16 protein-coding genes are annotated in these 16,749 nt (G+C 70.8%); 8 read left to right on the plus strand and 8 right to left on the minus strand.

Annotated features, from left to right (window positions below):
- On the plus strand, positions 1-792 hold the full coding sequence (locus tag Ato02nite_RS26300; RefSeq protein ID WP_213009303.1) for an SMP-30/gluconolactonase/LRE family protein: 792 nt from the start codon (positions 1-3) through the stop codon (positions 790-792).
- On the opposite strand, the gene Ato02nite_RS26305 is transcribed toward Ato02nite_RS26300, so the two are convergent.
- Positions 785-1,171 carry a VOC family protein gene (locus Ato02nite_RS26305; protein ID WP_213009304.1) on the minus strand — a complete coding sequence of 129 codons (387 nt, stop codon included), beginning with the start codon at positions 1,169-1,171 and terminating at the stop codon, positions 785-787. The two genes, Ato02nite_RS26300 and Ato02nite_RS26305, sit on opposite strands and share 8 nt — an antisense overlap.
- 10 nt (positions 1,172-1,181) lie before the next feature.
- Positions 1,182-1,553, minus strand: a complete 372-nt coding sequence (locus tag Ato02nite_RS26310; RefSeq protein WP_213009305.1) for a hypothetical protein — start codon at positions 1,551-1,553, stop codon at positions 1,182-1,184.
- 102 nt (positions 1,554-1,655) lie between these two features.
- Between Ato02nite_RS26310 and Ato02nite_RS26315 the strand changes: the two genes are divergently transcribed.
- Positions 1,656-3,017 (plus strand): FAD-binding oxidoreductase, encoded by a 1,362-nt coding sequence (locus Ato02nite_RS26315; RefSeq protein ID WP_213009306.1) that lies wholly within the window; start codon positions 1,656-1,658, stop codon positions 3,015-3,017.
- Here Ato02nite_RS26315 and Ato02nite_RS26320 read toward each other — a convergent pair.
- The 3 genes from Ato02nite_RS26320 to Ato02nite_RS26330 form a co-directional block, all read right to left on the minus strand.
- Complete coding sequence (locus Ato02nite_RS26320) at positions 3,014-4,672, minus strand: fumarate hydratase (protein WP_213009307.1); 1,659 nt, start codon at positions 4,670-4,672, stop codon at positions 3,014-3,016. The genes Ato02nite_RS26315 and Ato02nite_RS26320 overlap by 4 nt on opposite strands.
- Before the next feature lie 70 nt (positions 4,673-4,742).
- On the minus strand, positions 4,743-6,035 hold the full coding sequence (locus Ato02nite_RS26325; RefSeq protein ID WP_213009308.1) for a PQQ-binding-like beta-propeller repeat protein: 1,293 nt from the start codon (positions 6,033-6,035) through the stop codon (positions 4,743-4,745).
- A 63-nt stretch (positions 6,036-6,098) separates the two neighbouring features.
- Positions 6,099-6,584: an Lrp/AsnC family transcriptional regulator gene (locus Ato02nite_RS26330; RefSeq protein WP_213009309.1), complete on the minus strand. Its 486-nt coding sequence runs from the start codon at positions 6,582-6,584 to the stop codon at positions 6,099-6,101.
- Between the two features lie 88 nt (positions 6,585-6,672).
- Between Ato02nite_RS26330 and hppD the strand changes: the two genes are divergently transcribed.
- The 4 genes from hppD to hisC are packed head-to-tail and all read left to right on the plus strand — an operon-like array spanning position 6,673 to position 10,460.
- Positions 6,673-7,803, plus strand: coding sequence for a 4-hydroxyphenylpyruvate dioxygenase (hppD, locus tag Ato02nite_RS26335; protein WP_213009310.1), 1,131 nt, complete (start codon positions 6,673-6,675; stop codon positions 7,801-7,803).
- Between the two features lie 11 nt (positions 7,804-7,814).
- Entirely contained in the window at positions 7,815-8,384 is a 570-nt protein-coding gene (locus tag Ato02nite_RS26340) for an RDD family protein (protein WP_246607433.1), read from the plus strand.
- Positions 8,381-9,394: an RDD family protein gene (locus tag Ato02nite_RS26345; protein WP_213009311.1), complete on the plus strand. Its 1,014-nt coding sequence runs from the start codon at positions 8,381-8,383 to the stop codon at positions 9,392-9,394. Before Ato02nite_RS26340 ends, Ato02nite_RS26345 begins: the two co-directional genes overlap by 4 nt.
- Positions 9,372-10,460 carry a histidinol-phosphate transaminase gene (gene hisC / locus Ato02nite_RS26350; RefSeq protein ID WP_213009312.1) on the plus strand — a complete coding sequence of 363 codons (1,089 nt, stop codon included), beginning with the start codon at positions 9,372-9,374 and terminating at the stop codon, positions 10,458-10,460. Before Ato02nite_RS26345 ends, hisC begins: the two co-directional genes overlap by 23 nt.
- 1 nt (position 10,461) lies before the next feature.
- Here hisC and Ato02nite_RS26355 read toward each other — a convergent pair whose 3' ends face one another.
- Positions 10,462-11,667, minus strand: coding sequence for an MFS transporter (locus Ato02nite_RS26355; RefSeq protein WP_213009414.1), 1,206 nt, complete (start codon positions 11,665-11,667; stop codon positions 10,462-10,464).
- A gap of 53 nt (positions 11,668-11,720) precedes the next feature.
- Between Ato02nite_RS26355 and Ato02nite_RS26360 the strand changes: the two genes are divergently transcribed.
- Positions 11,721-12,830, plus strand: coding sequence for an ROK family protein (locus Ato02nite_RS26360; RefSeq protein WP_213009313.1), 1,110 nt, complete (start codon positions 11,721-11,723; stop codon positions 12,828-12,830).
- On the opposite strand, the gene Ato02nite_RS26365 is transcribed toward Ato02nite_RS26360, so the two are convergent.
- Positions 12,831-14,609, minus strand: a complete 1,779-nt coding sequence (locus tag Ato02nite_RS26365) for a calcium-binding protein (protein ID WP_213009314.1) — start codon at positions 14,607-14,609, stop codon at positions 12,831-12,833.
- A gap of 39 nt (positions 14,610-14,648) precedes the next feature.
- Positions 14,649-15,164, minus strand: a complete 516-nt coding sequence (locus Ato02nite_RS26370) for a hypothetical protein (RefSeq protein ID WP_213009315.1) — start codon at positions 15,162-15,164, stop codon at positions 14,649-14,651.
- Between the two features lie 165 nt (positions 15,165-15,329).
- On the opposite strand from Ato02nite_RS26370, the gene Ato02nite_RS26375 reads away from it, so the two are divergent.
- Positions 15,330-16,727, plus strand: a complete 1,398-nt coding sequence (locus tag Ato02nite_RS26375) for a class II fumarate hydratase (RefSeq protein ID WP_213009316.1) — start codon at positions 15,330-15,332, stop codon at positions 16,725-16,727.
- Positions 16,728-16,749: the final 22 nt, after the last annotated feature.

The following is a 16,749-nucleotide window of genomic DNA, read 5'->3' on the forward strand; positions in this document are numbered from 1 at the left end:
ATGGGTTCTCCACGCGAAGTGCTCACCGGGATCGTGATGGGCGAGTCGGCTCGCTGGCACGACGGGCAACTCTGGTTCTGCGACTGGGGTGCCGGCGAGGTGATCCGGCTCGAGGGTTCGTCGCCTTCGGTGGTCGCCAGGGTGCGCGGTCTGCCGTTCTGCATCGACTGGCTGCCCGGCGGTGACCTGCTCATTCTGGATGGGCCAGGGGCGCGGTTGCTGCGTGCCGGCTCGCTCCACGCCGACCTGTCGGACATCGACGGCAGCCACCCGTGGAACGACATCGCCGTCGACTCCCGGGGGAACGTCTTCGTCAACAACATCGGCTACGACTTTCCCGCCGGCCCCGCGCCCGGCCTCATCGCCGTGGTGACCCCGTCCGGTTCCGTTCGCCAGGTGGCCGACGGCCTGGAATTCCCGAACGGCATGGCCGTGACCGCCGACGACGGCACCCTTATCGTCGCCGAGTCGCACGCTTCCCGGCTGACCGCTTTCGACATCGGCGCCGACGGCTCGCTGACCAACCGCCGGGTGTGGGCCGACCTGCCCGGCGCGGCCCCCGACGGCATCTGCATCGACCGGGCGGGCGCGGTTTGGTACGCCGCCGTTCCCAACCAGCACTGCCAGCTCGTCCGGGAGGGCGGCGAGGTGCTGGCCACGATTTCGCTGCCGGACGGCGCTTTCGACTGCGCCCTGACCGACGACGGTCGGACCCTCTACGCGCTGACCGCCGACTACGCCAACTTGTTCGGCGGCCGCACCGGACGGCTGTTCGCGATCCCGCTCAGCTGACCTTCGCGACGATCTCCACCAGGTTGCCGTCCGGGTCCTTGAGCAGGGCGTTGCGATTGTTGTTGCCGACGTTGCGCGGCGCGATCAGCCCGGGGACGCCGGCCGCCGTCAGCCGGTCGAAGTCGGTGTCCACGTCGTCGGTCCAGAAGACCAGGGCCATGGCCGGACGGCCGGGCTCCGCCTCGACGCCGTGGACTCGCTCGGCGGCCTGCACTGTGCCCAGACCCAGCGTGAAGCCGCCGACCTGGAACTCGATGTGCTCGGGCGTGCCCTCGGTGGGCGTCCGGAACGTCTCGTTCAGGCCGAGCAGGTCCCGGTAGAAGTGGATCGCTGCCTCGATGTCGCGGGTATAGATGTTGATCAGCCCGTCGGTGAACATGGCCACCAGGCTAGATCTCGTGGATCCGGGCCGCACGGGCGATCTTGCGCTGCACGGATCGCAGCAGGCGGATCGTCTCCTCGTCGGACCGGCCGGTGGTGGCCGACCAGTCCCAGCCCGACCCGAACACGTCACTGGCGAAGACGATCTCGAACGAGACGAGGGCTCTCCGCCAATCGCGGCGAGTCAGAGGGCGGTCCTCCTTGATCAGGAGCCTCAGCCGTCGGGCTTCCTCGAACAGGTCTGCGGCGCTGCCGAAGTCCATGGCTACGGCGAGGGCATCGGTGCAGTGGGCTGGTCCGCCCCACTCCAGGAGGCTGCGAGCGAGCACCTGCCGCTCCTCGTCGGTCAGGTCGGGCACCGTGATCTCGTCGGCTGTCACGGCCACGATGATGCCGGATCAGGCACCGGCCGGCGCGTAAGGTCGCTGGTATGGCGACCATCAACCCGACCTGACCGATGCGGCGATCCTGGAGTTCGTGAAATGAGGGAAATACTCGACGGCCTCGAGGTGGTCGATGACCCGGACGTGCTGGAAAGCCTCAGCCACGACGACGCGGAATGGGCACCCTACGGGAAGGCGGTCGCGGCCGTCCGGCCACGGACCACCGAGGAGGTACGCCGGGTGGTCGCGGCCTGCGCTGGGCGGAACGTCCCGATCGTGCCGCGCGGCGCCGGCACCGGATTGTCCGGTGGAGCCAATGCCGTCGACGGCGCGATGATCCTCGATCTGTCCAAAATGAACAAGATCGTGGAGATCGACGTCGAGAACATGACCGCCACGGTGCAGCCGGGCGTGGTCAACGACGACCTGAAGCGGGCGGTCGCCGAGCACGGGCTGTGGTACCCGCCCGATCCGGCCAGCGCCCCCTGGTCGACCATCGGCGGCAACGTGTCGACCAACGCCGGCGGTCTGTGCTGCCTGAAGTACGGCGTGACCCGCGACTACGTACTCGGCATGGAGGTTGTGGTCGGCGGCCCGGCCGGCGAGTACGGCACCGTGGTGCGGCTCGGCCGGCGCACCACCAAGGGCGTCAGTGGTTACGACCTGGCCGGCCTGTTCACCGGCTCGGAGGGCACGTTCGGCGTGATCACCGAGGTCACCCTGCGGCTGCGCCCGGCCCGCCGGGAGGCACCCAAGACCGTGGTCGGCGCGTTCGGCAGCGTGGTCGCGGCCGGCGAGGCGGTCGCGGCGGTGACCCGGGCCGGGCTGCTGCCGGCCGCGCTGGAACTGCTCGATCGCACCTGTCTGAAAGCCGTGGAGGACTGGAAGCACCTGGGCCTGGAGTCGGACGCCGCGGCGCTGCTGCTGGCCCAGCTGGACACGCCGGGCGACGCGGAGGCGACCGCGGTGGCCGAGGTGTTCCGCGCGGCCGGAGCACTCTGGGCGGAACAGTCCACCGACGAGATCGAGGCCGAGGCGCTGTTCGCCGCGCGGCGGCTGGCCTACCCGGCGCTGGAGCGGCTGAGCCCGGTACTGACCGAGGACATCTGTGTGCCGCGGTCACGCGTACCGGAAATGTTGTCCTCGATCGAAGCGATCGCCGCCCACCATGGCGCGACCATCGCGGTGATCGCGCATGCCGGCGACGGCAACCTGCACCCGCTGATCCTGGCCCCGACCGGCGACGAGGCCGCGAAACGGGCGGCCCAGGGCGCGTTCGAGGACATGCTGAGCGCGGCCATCGCGATGGGCGGCACGGTGACCGGCGAACACGGCGTCGGCCTGCTGAAGCGGGCCGGCATGCGGCAGGAACTGTCCGCCGGGGTGCTGGCGATGCAGGTGGCGGTCAAGCAGACGCTGGATCCATTGAACCTCTTCAACCCCGGCAAGGTGATCGGCTAGCGGCGGCTGATGCCCAGGACCGGCTTGGTTACCTCGGCGAAGAAGTCGTTGCCCTTGTCGTCTACCACGATGAAGGCTGGGAAGTCCTCTACCTCGATCTTCCAGACCGCTTCCATGCCCAGCTCGGGGTATTCCAGGACCTCTACGTGGCGGATGCAGTCCTGGGCCAGGCGGGCGGCCGGGCCGCCGATCGAGCCCAGGTAGAAGCCGCCGTAGGACTGGCAGGCTCGGGTCACCTGGGCTGAGCGGTTGCCCTTGGCCAGCATCACCAGGCTGCCGCCGGCGGCCTGGAACTGCTCGACGTACGAGTCCATGCGGCCGGCCGTGGTCGGGCCGAACGAGCCCGATGCGTAGCCCTCGGGGGTTTTCGCCGGGCCGGCGTAGTAGACCGCGTGGTCGCGCATGTATTGCGGCATCGGCTGGCCGGCGGCCAGGAGCTCGGCGATCTTCGCGTGGGCGATGTCGCGGGCCACCACCAGCGGGCCGGTCAGCGACAGGCGGGTCTTTACGGGGTATTGCGAGAGCTCGGCGCGGATCTCGGCCATCGGGCGGTTGAGGTCGACCCGGACGACCGGGCCCTCGTTCAGCTCGACGTCGGGGAGGAAGCGGGCCGGGTCGGTCTCGAGGCGTTCCAGCCAGACGCCGGACGGCGTGACCTTGGCCAGGGCCTGGCGGTCGGCCGAGCAGGAGACGGCGATGGCGACCGGGCAGGAGGCGCCGTGCCGGGGGAGGCGGATGACGCGCACGTCGTGGCAGAAGTACCGGCCGCCGAACTGGGCGCCGATGCCGAAGTCGCGGGTCAGCTCGAGGACCGCGGCCTCCAGCTCGACGTCGCGGAAGCCGTGCGCCGACATCGTGCCGTGCCGGGGCAGGTTGTCGAGGTATTTGGCGCTGGCCAGCTTGGCGGTCTTGAGGGCGAACTCGCCGCTGGTGCCGCCGATCACCACGGCCAGGTGGTAGGGCGGGCAGGCCGAGGTGCCGATCAGCCGGAGTTTCTCGTCCAGGAACTCCATCATCCGCGCCGGGTTCAGCAGCGCCTTGGTCTCCTGGTAGAGGTAGCTCTTGTTGGCCGAGCCGCCGCCCTTGGCCATGAACAGGAATTTGTACGCGTCGGGCTGGCCGCCCGGGTCTTCCGCGTACAGCTCGATCTGGGCGGGCAGGTTGGAACCGGTGTTGCGCTCGTCCCACATGGTCAGCGGGGCCAGCTGCGAGTAGCGCAGGTTGAGCCGGGTGTACGCCTGGTAGACGCCCTGGGCGATGGCTTCCTCGTCGGTGCCGTCGGTCAGCACGTGCCGGCCGCGCTTGCCCATCACGATCGCGGTGCCGGTGTCCTGGCACATCGGCAGCACCCCGCCGGCCGCGATGTTCGCGTTGCGCAGCAGGTCCATCGCCACGAACCGGTCGTTCGGCGACGCTTTCGGGTCGTCGATGATCGAGCGGAGCTGGGAGAGGTGGGCCGGGCGCAGGTAGTGCGCGATGTCGTGCATGGCCTCGGCGGTGAGCTGGGTGATCGCGGCCGGTTCGACGGTGAGGAACCGGCGGCCGCCGGGACCGTGCACCACGTCCACGCCCTCGTCCGTGACCAGTCGGTACTCGGTCAGGTCGTCGCCGATCGGCAACAGCGGCGAGTACGAGAATGCGGCGCCTCTGCTCATGACGGGCAAGCCTAGGACAGCGGCATCGGGATATGCGAACCGCTCCCGCCGTGCCGACATACCAGTTCGGTCAAGTAAAGGGCAGGTAGGCCATGTCACGGCCGTCGACGACGATCATTCCGCCCGGTCCGGTGGCGAAAATCTTGGCATTCGTCCGAACCTCGGCGAGGACTCGGCCGCTGGACGGCGACAGGGCGGCCACCCGGCCAGGCTTTGTGGTGACGATCACCACGGCGTTGGGGGTGATCGCCACGGAGCCGGAGTTCGCGCGTGTCCAGGACACCGATCCACGGGACAGGGCCAGGCCGCGCAGCGAGGTACCGCTGCGGATGACCGCGAACGAGTCGTTCACCGCCTGCACCTCCTCTCCCTTGGCGCCGTGCCACAGGATCCGCCCGTCGTGGGCGGCGATGAGTTCCTGCCGGCCGACCGGGTCGACGCCGAGCACCACGTCCTCGCCACCGGCCGGGTCGCGGTCCTGTTTGCAGCCGGACCCGTTGGACGCGGTCCGCAGGTTGAGCCCGTCCCTCTTCCAGACCGTGCCACCGCCGGGTGGGTCGCTGGCGACCACGCCGAAGTAGCAGGTGCCGTCGGCGGAGGTGGCGGTGACGGTGAGGACCCGGCCGCCGGCGATCGCGACCCGCTGGTCGGCGCCCGGTTCGGCGGTCTGCACGAGTTTGCCGGTGGCGGTGTCGATGACCCGGACCTTGCCGTCGTCGGGCAGCCCGATCAGGGACGGCATCTGCCGGGGGCCGGCCACGTCGTCGTCGATGTTGTTGGCGGTCATCGGCTTGGTGTCGGGCAGGTCGGGGTTGGCGGCGTCGAGCACGAACCCGATGCCGCCGGTGCTGACCCGCCAGCGGGCTTTGCCGCGGGTGTCCCAGGCGGTCAGCTCGCAGTCGCTGCCCTTGCCGCAGCGCAGGTCGAGGATGCCGGTGCGGTAGGTCCACACGGCGGTGGCCTCGGTGTCGGCTCGCCGCACGGTGCCGCTGCGCGGGTCGAGGACCTGGTAGCCCTTGGTGAGCAGGCGGCCGGTGACGACCACCGCGTCGTTGCCCTCGCCGGCCACGCCGGCCCAGTCGGCGTCGTTGCCCCACAGCTTGACGCCGGCGGTGAGCCCGTACGCCTCGATGGAGGTGCGGTATTCGACGATCACCGCGTCGCCCGCGATGGTGACGCTCTGTGGGCTGCCGCCGATCGTGCTCTGCCATCGGGAGACGCCGGCGGCGATCGGGTCGCTGGTGTTGAACCAGGTCCAGAGCTTGGGCCAGGGGTTCCAGGTGTGGGTGGTGGCCAGCACGACCAGAACCACGACGACGGAGATCAGCATGTATCCCATACGGGAGTTGCCACCCGACGCCATGGGCGACACGCTAACTAGATCAATCCCCCGGACGAGGGATCGCGATTTGCCCGTGTCGTTGGCTTATGCGAGGGATGCGGCCTTCACCAGCGGCAACGTGCGGTAGTGGATCAGCTCGGCCAGGGCGATGATCGTGTGCGCTCGGACGATGCCCTCGTAGCCGACGATCAGGTCGATCACCCGCTGCAGGTCGGCGTTCGACCGGGCCACGATCCGGCACAGCACGTCGCCGCTGCCGGTGATCGTGTGCGCCTCCAGGACCTCGGGGATGTCGGCCAGGTGTTCGGCGACCGCGCCATGCCCGTACCGCTGGCTGATCTCCAATGTCACGAAGCTCATCACCCCGAAGCCGATGGCTTCGGGAATGACCTCGGGCCCGAAGCCTTGGATCGCGCCCCGCGCGATCAATTTGTCCAGCCGGGCCTGAACCGTCCCGCGAGCGACGGCCAACCGTCGGGACAATTCGAGTACGCCGATGCGCGGCTCGGCCGCAAGCATCTCCACCAGCCGCGCGTCGAGGGCGTCGAGCTGGACAGATCGCATAGTCATCCCCGGAAGTTACCGTACGAATTGCGCAGGCTGACCAGCGTGAAATGCAACTGTTGCCTACCTCGAAGGGTGCGGGCAGCCTCGGTTCATGACGCAGATGATGGAATCCGAGACCCGCCAAGCCGACGTCTTCCCCGTCAAGGGCGTCGACTACCTCCAGTTCCTCGTGGGCAACGCCAAGCAGGCCGCCCACTACTACTCCACCGCGTTCGGGATGACCTGTGTCGCCTACCGTGGCCCGGAGAACGGCTATCGCGACCATGCGGAATATGTGCTGGTCAGCGGCTCGGCCCGGTTCCTGATCACGGGTGCGGTGCACGCCGGTGCGCCCGGCGCCGACCACGTCACCAAGCACAGCGACGGGATCTACGACATCGCCCTCGAGGTGCCCGACGTCGACGCCGCCTACCTGCACGCGGTCAACGCCGGCGCCCGCGGCGTCACCGAGCCGCACGACGTCACCGACGAGCACGGCACGGTGCGGATCGCGGCGATCGCCACCTACGGCGACACCGTCCACTCGCTGGTCGACCGCTCGAAGTACGACGGCCCGTTCCTGCCCGGCTTCGTCGCCCGCGGCCCGATCGGCACCCCGCCCGCCAAGCGCTACTTCCAGGCCGTCGACCACGTGGTCGGCAACGTCGAGCTCGGCAAGATGGACGAGTGGGTCGAGTTCTACGGCCGGGTCATGGGCTTCACCAACATGGCCGAGTTCATCGGCGACGACATCGCCACCGACTACTCGGCGCTGATGTCCAAGGTCGTCGCGGACGGGCACCGCAAGGTCAAGTTCCCGCTGAACGAGCCGGCCGTGTCCAAGCGCAAGTCGCAGATCGACGAGTACCTCGAGTTCTACGGCGGCCCGGGCGCGCAGCACATCGCGATCGCCACCAACGACATCATCCGCAGCGTGGACGCCATGCGGGCGGCCGGTGTCGAGTTCCTGGACACGCCCGACTCGTACTACGACGACCCGGAGCTGCGCGCGCGGATCGGTGAGGTTCGGGCGCCGATCGAGGAGCTGAAGCGGCGGAAGATCCTGGTCGACCGGGACGAGGACGGTTACCTGCTGCAGATCTTCACGAAGCCGGTGCAGGACCGGCCGACCGTGTTCTTCGAGCTGATCGAGCGGCACGGGTCGCTGGGTTTCGGCAAGGGCAACTTCAAGGCGCTCTTCGAGGCCATCGAGCGGGAGCAGGAACTCCGCGGCAATCTGTAACACTGCTCCGCGTGAGCTACCCGCCCCTTCCGCCGGGTTACTACTACGTTCCCGTGCGCCCGCCGGTGCCGGCCAGCCCCGGCGGGCTGCCGCTCGCCGATTTCGGTACGCGTCTGGTCGCGTACATCATCGATGTGGCCGTTCTCGGCGCCGCCGCGATCGTCCTCGCCGTGCCCGGCTTCTTCCTGCTCTTCGCCCAGCTGCCCGACCCGCAGACGTTCGCCTACGACACCGGCCCGGGCCGGATGATGCGTGAGTTCCTGCTGCCGCTGCTGCTGTTCGAGCTGGCCTTCTACGTCCTCGTGCTGCTGCTCTACTACCTCTACGTGGTCGAGTACATGCACCGCAGCGGCCAGACGATCGGCAAGAAAGCCATGAAGATCCGGGTCGTCCCGCTCGACCCGACCAGGCGGCTCACCCGGGGCATGGCCGCCAAGCGCTACCTCATCGAGGTCGTGTGCGGCACCTTCGTTCCGTTCTTCAGCTACGTCGACGGGCTGTGGCAACTCTGGGACAAGCCCTACCAGCAGGCCCTGCACGACAAGGTGGCACAGACCGTGGTGGTTAAGGTTTCCCCATGAGCTCGCTGCCTGCCGGCTGGTACAAGGATCCGGCCGACCCCACGACCCAGCGCTACTGGGACGGTGAGGGCTGGCTCGGCAAGGCCATCCCGGCCGACGCGGTCCCGCCGGACGGACCGCCCCCGGTCGAGGAGGAGGAGCCGCCACCGGCCCCCGCTCCCGAGCCGGCGTCCCCGGCCGCCGCGGCCCCTCCGCCGCCACCGGCCTGGATGCCGCCGCAGCAGCAGGCGCCGCCCGGCTGGGGTCCGATGCCGCCACCGCCGCCCGGCTGGCAGCCGCCTCCGGGGTGGCAACCGCCCCCGGGCATCCCGACGCCGGGGACCGTGCCGCCCGGGGCCCTGCCGCCCGGGGCCCTGCCCCCGTCCGGGGTTCCGCCGCAGCCCGGCTGGCAGTACGCGCCCTACCCGGTCCAGGCCCGGCCGCACGGCTTCGCGCTGGCCGGGCTCGGCCCGCGGCTGGCCGCCCGGCTGCTCGACATCCTCGCCGTCCTGCTGCTCAACATCGTCGTCAACGGCTACTTCGCCTACCAGTTCTGGCAGGAGTTCCTGCCCACCTATCGAGCCAGCATGGACGCGGTGGCGAACGGCCAGAGCGCCTTCGACGTGCAGCCCGCCTCCGGGCGCACCGACTCGCTGCTCTGGGTCATGCTGATCGTGGCGACCCTGCTCTGGCTGCTCTACGAGGCGCCGTCCACCGCGAGCACCGGGCAGACCCTCGGCAAGCGGCTGATGCGGATCAAGGTGGTCGCGATCGAGAACACCGAGCCGCTCGGGTTCGGCCGTGCCTTCGGCCGGTGGGCCCGGCTCGGGCTGTGGACCCCGGCCTGGGGCTGTGCCGGCTTCGGCCTGGTCATGCAGTTCGTCGACTCGATCTCGCCGCTGTTCGACCAGCAACTGCGGCAGGCGTTCCACGACAAGACGGCGCGCACGGTCGTGGTCGCGCTGCCACCCGACTACCAGCCCCCGGTTCCCCGGAAGGACAACACCGATGACTCGGCTCACTCGCGCTGACCTGGACAGCCTCCCGGCCTACGTGCCCGGTCGCAGTCTCGCCGACCTCACCCGTGAGCTGGGGATCGCCGAGGCGATCAAGCTGGCCAGCAACGAGGTCCCCTACGGTCCGCTGCCCGGCGTGGTCGAGGCCGTCGCCGAGGCGATGCTGCAGTCGCACCGTTACCCCGACATGGGCGTGCTGGCGCTGCGCGACGCGCTGGCCGCCCGCTTCGGAGTGGCCGCCGACCGGATCGTCACCGGCTGCGGCTCGGTCGCCCTGGCCGAGATCCTGGTGAAGGCGACCTGCCTGCCCGGCGACGAGATCGTCTACTCGTGGCGTTCGTTCGAGGCGTACCCGATCATCTCGGCCGGGGTGGGCGCCACCAGCGTGCGGGTGCCGAACACGGCCGAGCACGGCCACGACCTGCCGGCCATGGCCGACGCGATCACCGATCGGACCCGCCTGGTGATCGTCTGCAACCCCAACAACCCGACGGGTACGGCGGTGCGGAAGGCCGAACTGGACCGCTTCCTCGCCGAGGTGCCGTCGGACGTGCTGGTGGTGCTGGACGAGGCGTATCGCGAGCTGGTCACCGACCCCGACGTGCCGGACGCCATCGACACGTACGCCGGGCGGCCCAACGTGGTCGTGCTGCGCACCATGTCGAAGGCGTGGGGCCTGGCCGGCCTGCGGATGGGTTACCTGGTGGCTCAGCCGGAGGTGGCCGCGGCCATCCGCAAGGTGCTCACCCCGTTCTCCACCAGCCTGGTCGCGCAGGCCGCCGCGCTCGCCGCGCTCCAGCAGGAGGACGAGGTCAAGCGCCGGTGCGCGCTGGTCGTGTCCGAGCGGTCGCGGGTCACCGAGGCGCTGCGCAAGCTCAACGTGGAGGTGCCGGAGAGCCAGGCCAACTTCGTCTGGCTGCCGCTGGGCGACAGATCCGCGCCCTTCGGCGCGGTCTGCGAGGGGCGCGGGGTCATCGTGCGGCCGTTCCAGCCCGATGGCGTACGGGTGACCATCGGCACCCCGGAGGAGAACGACGCGTTCCTGGCCGCCGCCGAGATCGCCCTCGACCAGCTCGGCTAGGTCAGTGTCGCGGACCGCCGGCCAGTTCGACGGCGGGCGCTTCGAGCCGGCTCGGGAACAATTCCCGGGCCGGCACCACCAGGGCCAGCGCGATCACCGCGAAGCCCGCGGCGAGCAGCGGCAGCGCGCCCAGGTAACCGGCCGAGGTGAGGCGCTCGCCGACGAACGCGCCGCCGCCGATGCCGATCTGGAACGACACGACGTAGACGGCGCTGGCCGCGTCCCGGGCCCGCGGCGCGATCCGCAGCACGGTCGCGGCCAGGCACACCGGGATGGCGCAGAACGCCCCGCCCCACAGCAAGGTGGCCAGCACGGTCGGCACCGGGCCGAGCACCGGGGCGAGCGCGGCCACCGACACCGCCATGACCCCGAGCAGCACCGTCAACGCGGGGCCCGGCCGGCGGTCGACGAACCGGCCGACCGCGTATCCGGCGACGAGCGCGGCCGCCCCGTACCCCAGAAGCAACGCACTCAGGCCGACGCCCTCCAGCCCGCCGTCGCGGCGGGCCAGCGGGGCGATGTAGGTGTAGGCCGCGAAGTGGCCGATCACGAGGAGACCGGTGATCGCGCAGAGCAGCGCCACCTTCCGGTCGCGGATGATCGCTACGGAGGCGCGCAGCTGGGTGCCGAGCCGGGTCTCGCGGTCGTGCGGGAGCGGGTCGAGCTTCGGCAGGAACCTCATCAGGAGCACCAGGCAGATCGCCGCGCCGACGGCCATCGTGCCGACCGCCACCCGCCAGCCCAGCCACTGCCCGACAGCGGTGCCGATCGGCACGCCGGCCACGATGGCCAGCGAGTTGCCGACGAAGACCAGCGCGGTGGCCCGCCCGGCCTGGCCGGGCGGCGCGAGCCGGGCGGTGATCGGCCCGATGATCGACCAGAACACACCGTGGGCGAGCGCGCAGATCAGCCGGGTCCCGCCGAGCACCAGGAAGTTGGGCGCGAACGTCGCCGCGGCCTGGGAGACCACGAAGATCGCCATGGTGACCGCGATCAGTACGTGCCGTGGAATCCGCATGGTGAGCGCGGTCAGCGGGATCGTGCTCAGAGCCGCTACAACTGCGTAGCTGGTCAGCAGCAGACCGACGTCGGCCTCGTCCACGTGCAGACCTTGGGAGATCTGCGGGAGCAACCCGACCGGCAGGGTCTCGGCGGTGACGAAGCAGAAGGCGGAGGCCCCTAGGACGGCCAGCGCCGGGCGGTTCATGGACACGTTGGCAGAATAAGCTCTTGATCAGAGTAAAAGGAGGAGGTCTGGCTGTGACGACGCGCTCAACCGAGCTGCTCCGGGTGGCCCACGCCCGCCCGGGAGTGACCCGGGCCGAGGCCGCCCGCCTGCTCGGCGTGGGCACCGGCGCCGCCACCGAGATCGTGGCCCGGCTCGTCCAGGCGTCGCTGCTGGCCGAGGCTCCGGCCGCGCCGAGCGGCAGCCGTGGCCGGCCGACCATGCAGCTGGTGCCGCACCCGTCCGGGCCGCTGGTGCTCGCGGCCGCGATCACCCACGAGGCCTGGCGGATCGACGTGGTCGAGCTGGGCGGCAACACCCTGACCTCGGTGGGCGGCCTGCACGACGGCGGCGGGTGGGATGCGGTCGCGGCGGCCGTCACGGCCGCGGTCGGTGAACTGCTTACGGCGTATGGTGATCGCCTGCGCGCCATGGGTGTCTCGGTGCCCGGCACGGTGTCACCGGAGCTGCGCCTGGACGCGAGCACCTCGGGCTGGCACGACGCCGACCTGACCGCCCTGTGGGCCGGCCCGGTGTTCGTGGCCGGGAACGACGCGACGCTGGCCGCGGCGGCCGAGACGGCCCGGGGCGCGGCCCTCGGCGCCACCGTGGCCCTGCACCTGCGGATCGAGGGCGGCCTGGGCGGTGCCGTGGTTGACCACGGCAAGGTGCTGGTGGGGGCCCGGGGCGCGGGCGGCGAGTTCGGGCACATGCCGTTCGGCGACCCGTCGATCGACTGCCCGTGCGGGGCCCGGGGCTGCTGGGGCACGGCGGTCGACGGCACCGCGCTCGCCCGCCTGCTCGGCCGGCCGGCCCCGCCCGACCCGGTGACCTACGCCCGCCGGGTCATCGCCGCCGACTCGCCGGCCGAACGGGCCGCCGTCCGGCAGGTGGCCGCCGCCCTGGGCCGCGGCATCGCCGGGCTGGTCAACGGGCTCGACGCCGACCTGGTCACGCTGGGCGGCATCGGGGTGGACCTGCTCGCGGCAGCGCCCGCCGAGCTGGACGCCGCCTACCGGGCCGGCCTCATGAGCGTCCACCGGGCGTCCCCGCCACCGGTCCGGCCGGCGGCCCTGGGTGACGACGGCCCGATCGCCGGCGCCGGCGAGGAGGCGTGGTCTCGCCTCCTCCCCGGGCTGGCCTGATCAGTACTGCCAGATGGTCTCGCAGTCGACGACCTCGTCGGCCCGGCCCACGGCGCAGCTGTCGCCGGCCGACCAGTGGATCCCACCGTCCAGCAGCACGCCGACGCCGGTCTGACCCGAGCCGTACAGCAGGTCGTCGCCCGCCTCGCCGTAGAGCTTGGCGTGACCGAGCCCGGCGGTGAGCGAGTCGTCGCCGCCCAGGCCGTGGATGACGTCGTCGCCGCCTTGCCCGTAGATCCGGTTGTCGGCCGCGCTGCCGGTCAGGGAGTCGGTGAACCGGGTGCCGGCCAGGTCTTCCACGTCGACGCCGATCGTGTCGCCCTCGCCGGCCGCGCCGTCGTCGCCCGCCTCCGCGTCCAGGTCGACGGTGACCGGCCGGTCGTGCTCGCCGTAGCTGACCAGGTCACGGCCGTCGCCGCCGACGAACACGTCGGCATCGACCGAGAACTGCTCGCCGGACAAGTACGTCTCCCCGGACAGCGTGTCGTCGCCGGCGCCACCGTCGAGGTGGTCGCGGCCGGGTCCGCCGGCCAGGCTGTCGTCGCCGTCGCTGCCCACCAGCGTGTCGTTGCCGGCGCCGCCCGTCAGCGTGGCACCGCCGGGCGGTGCGTACAGGGTGTCGGCGGCGCTGCCGCCGCCGAAACCGCCACGGAACGCGGCGTCGACCGTGTCGTGCTCGCCGGCCTGGCCGTCGTCGCCGCTGATCCCGTCGGCGTCCACGGTGACCGGCTGGGTGCGCAGAGCGTAGGTGAGCAGATCGTGGCCGCCGCCACCGACGATCAGGTCCGCGTCGGCCACCCCGGCCCGGTAGTCATCGTTCTGCCAGAACTCGTCGTAGTCCGGCCCGCCGTACTCCTTGTCGTTGCCCAGGCCGCCGCCGAGGTCGTTGTTACCCGGGCCGCCGTAGAGCGTGTCGGTGCCGTCGTGGCCGTACACGTCGTCGTTGCCGGCACCACCGCTCAGGTAGTCGTTGCCGGCCGAACCGTCCGTGGTGTCGTTGCCGGCCGCGCCCCAGATCCGGTCGTCGCCGGCGTCGCCGGTCAGTTGGTCGTGGCCGTCCTGGCCGAGGACGGTGTCGTTGCCGGTCCCGGCCGCCACCTGGTCGTTGCCGGCGCCCACGTCGATGGTGTCGTGGCCGGCGTCGCCGTACACGAAGTCGTTGCCGGTGCCGGTGGCGGCCCGGTCGTTGCCGTTGCCCAGCCAGACCCGATCGTGGCCGTCGCCGGCGCTGATGGTGTCGTTGCCGTCGTCACCGCGCGGGTAGTCGTTGCCGGCGCCGGTGTTGATGCTGTCGTTGCCGGCACCGCCGTAAACCACGTCGTTGCCGTCGCCGCCCCAGATCGCGTCGTCGCCGGCCTCGCCGTACAGGCTGTCGCCGGCCGTGCCGCCCAGGACCCGGTCGTTGCCGCTGCCGGCGTACGCGGTCATCGGCAGAGCCGCGCTGTCCTGTACCGAGTCGTTGCCGTCGGACAGGTAGACGGTGACTCGGGCCGGGGTGCGGCTCGTGGTGCAGCGCACCTTGGTGGCATCGCCGGAGACCGCCTTGCAGCCGATCCCGGCCCGCACCGTCACCCGGTCGTCAACGGTGATCGTGTTACCGGAGCGCGTCATCACGACCTGGTTGATGCGGCCCGGACCAGCCTTGTACTGCACCGTCGTGCCGGCCACCGACGCGACGCCGGAACTGGCCGCGTCGGCCGGATTGATCGCGATGACGGTCAGGACGACCGGGACGGACAGGACGGCACCGAGGCGGAGCAGGGCTCCTGGACGTAACACGCCGAGGATCCTAGACGCTCCACCGGCGACAGTGGATGGTTACGGCGTGGTGCAGTAACCGGCCACCGGGTTCAGCCACTCGGTGAACTGGGCCTCGACCGTCTTGTTGAGGTCGGTGAGGGTTTTCACCTTGTCGAAATAGCGGCGATCGGCGGCGCTGGACTCCAGTTTCGAGGCGGAGACCTTGCCGGCCGCGATGAAGTCCGGGTCCTGAGCCGATGCGGTCTCCTTGCGGATCTTGGTGGCCGCGGCCTTCAGCTGGGCCGCTGCCGCCGCCTCGGCCTTGTCCGCCTCCGCCGTCTGCTTGGCCTCCTTGTAGGTGACCATCTTGCCCATCGCCGTCCCGAAACTGCGCAGTTCGGCGGTGTAGAGCGTCTGCAGCTTGGTGCACACCAGCTTGGTGCTCGCCGAGTAGTCCGGGGCCGACGTGCTGGCGGCGGCGGTCGGCGCGGCCGACTGGGCGGCCGCCTCGGGAGCAGCGGGTGCGTCGCTGTCGCAGGCGGAGCCGGCCAGTACCACGGCACCGGCGATCACGGCCAGGATGGCGCGTCGCATGCAGAATCCTTCTCGTCGGGGACGTCCGAACCCGCTCGACGGTACGTTCCGGTTCGCGACTCGTCCAACCGAGAGTGATCATCGTGATACGAACAGCCCACCCGGGCGACGTCCGGGTGGCGCGGATCATCTGCGGCCGCGGCCACGCCGAGAGACGATGGTGGGGTGACTACCGAGCAGAGTGGCTATCGCGTAGAGCGGGACACGATGGGCGAGGTCCGGGTGCCGGCCGACGCCCTGTGGCGAGCGCAGACCCAGCGGGCCGTGGAGAACTTCCCGATCTCGGGGCGGGGACTGGAACCGGCGCACATCGTCGCCCTCGCGCAGATCAAGGGGGCGGCCGCGCAGGTGAATGCCGCCCTCGGCGTACTCGATGGGGAAATCGCCGAAGCGATAGCGAAGGCAGCGGCGCATGTCGCCGCCGGGGGTTATGAGGACGAATTCCCGATCGACGTGTTCCAGACCGGGTCGGGCACCTCGTCGAACATGAACGCCAACGAGGTCATCGCCACCCTCGCCGAGCGCGAGCTGGGCCGTCCGGTGCACCCGAACGACCACGTCAACGCGTCGCAGTCGAGCAACGACGTCTTCCCGTCGTCGATCCACCTGGCCGCGACCGAGGCGGTCGTGGCCACCCTGATCCCGGCCCTCGAGCATCTCGCCGCCGCCCTCTCCGCCAAGGCGGAGGAGTGGGCGACGGTGGTCAAGAGCGGGCGGACCCACCTGATGGACGCCACGCCGGTCACTCTCGGTCAAGAATTTTCCGGGTACGCCCAGCAGGTGGCCAACGGCATCGAACGGCTGAACGCCACGCTGCCCCGCCTGGCCGAACTGCCGTTGGGCGGCACCGCGGTCGGCACCGGCGTGAACACCCCGCCCGGGTTCGCCGCCGCCGTGATCGAGAAACTGCGGGAGACCACCGGCCTGCCGGTGACCGAGGCCCGCAACCACTTCGAGGCGCAGGGCGCGCGGGACGGGCTGGTCGAGGCGTCCGGGCAGCTCCGGACGATCGCGGTGGGCCTTTACAAGATCGTCAACGACATCCGCTGGATGGGTTCCGGGCCGCGCGCCGGCCTGCGCGAGCTGCGCCTGCCCGACCTGCAGCCCGGGTCGTCGATCATGCCGGGCAAGGTGAACCCGGTCGTGCCCGAGGCGGTCCGGCAGGTCTGCGCCCAGGTGATCGGCAACGACGCGACGGTGGCCTTCGCCGGCACCCAGGGCGACTTCGAGCTCAACGTCATGCTCCCGGTGATGGCCCGCAACGTGCTCGAGTCGATCCGGCTGCTGGCCAACGTCGCCCGGCTGCTGGCCGACCGCTGCGTGGCCGGCCTGGAGCCGAACGTCGAGGTCGCTCTGGGGTACGCGGAGGGATCACCGTCGATCGTCACCCCGCTCAACCGGTACCTCGGCTACGACGAGGCCGCCGCCATCGCCAAATCGGCGCTGGCCACCGGGCGCACCATCCGCGAGGTGGTGATCGAACGCGGCCACCTCGACTCCGGCAAGCTCACCGAGAAGCAGCTCGACGAGGCCCTCGACGTGCTCCGCATGACCCGTCCGTGACCGTTGTCGCTACCCTTGTACG

The organism is Paractinoplanes toevensis (genome assembly GCF_018332695.1).
In the GTDB taxonomy this organism is placed as follows: Bacteria; Actinomycetota; Actinomycetes; order Mycobacteriales; family Micromonosporaceae; genus Actinoplanes; species Actinoplanes toevensis.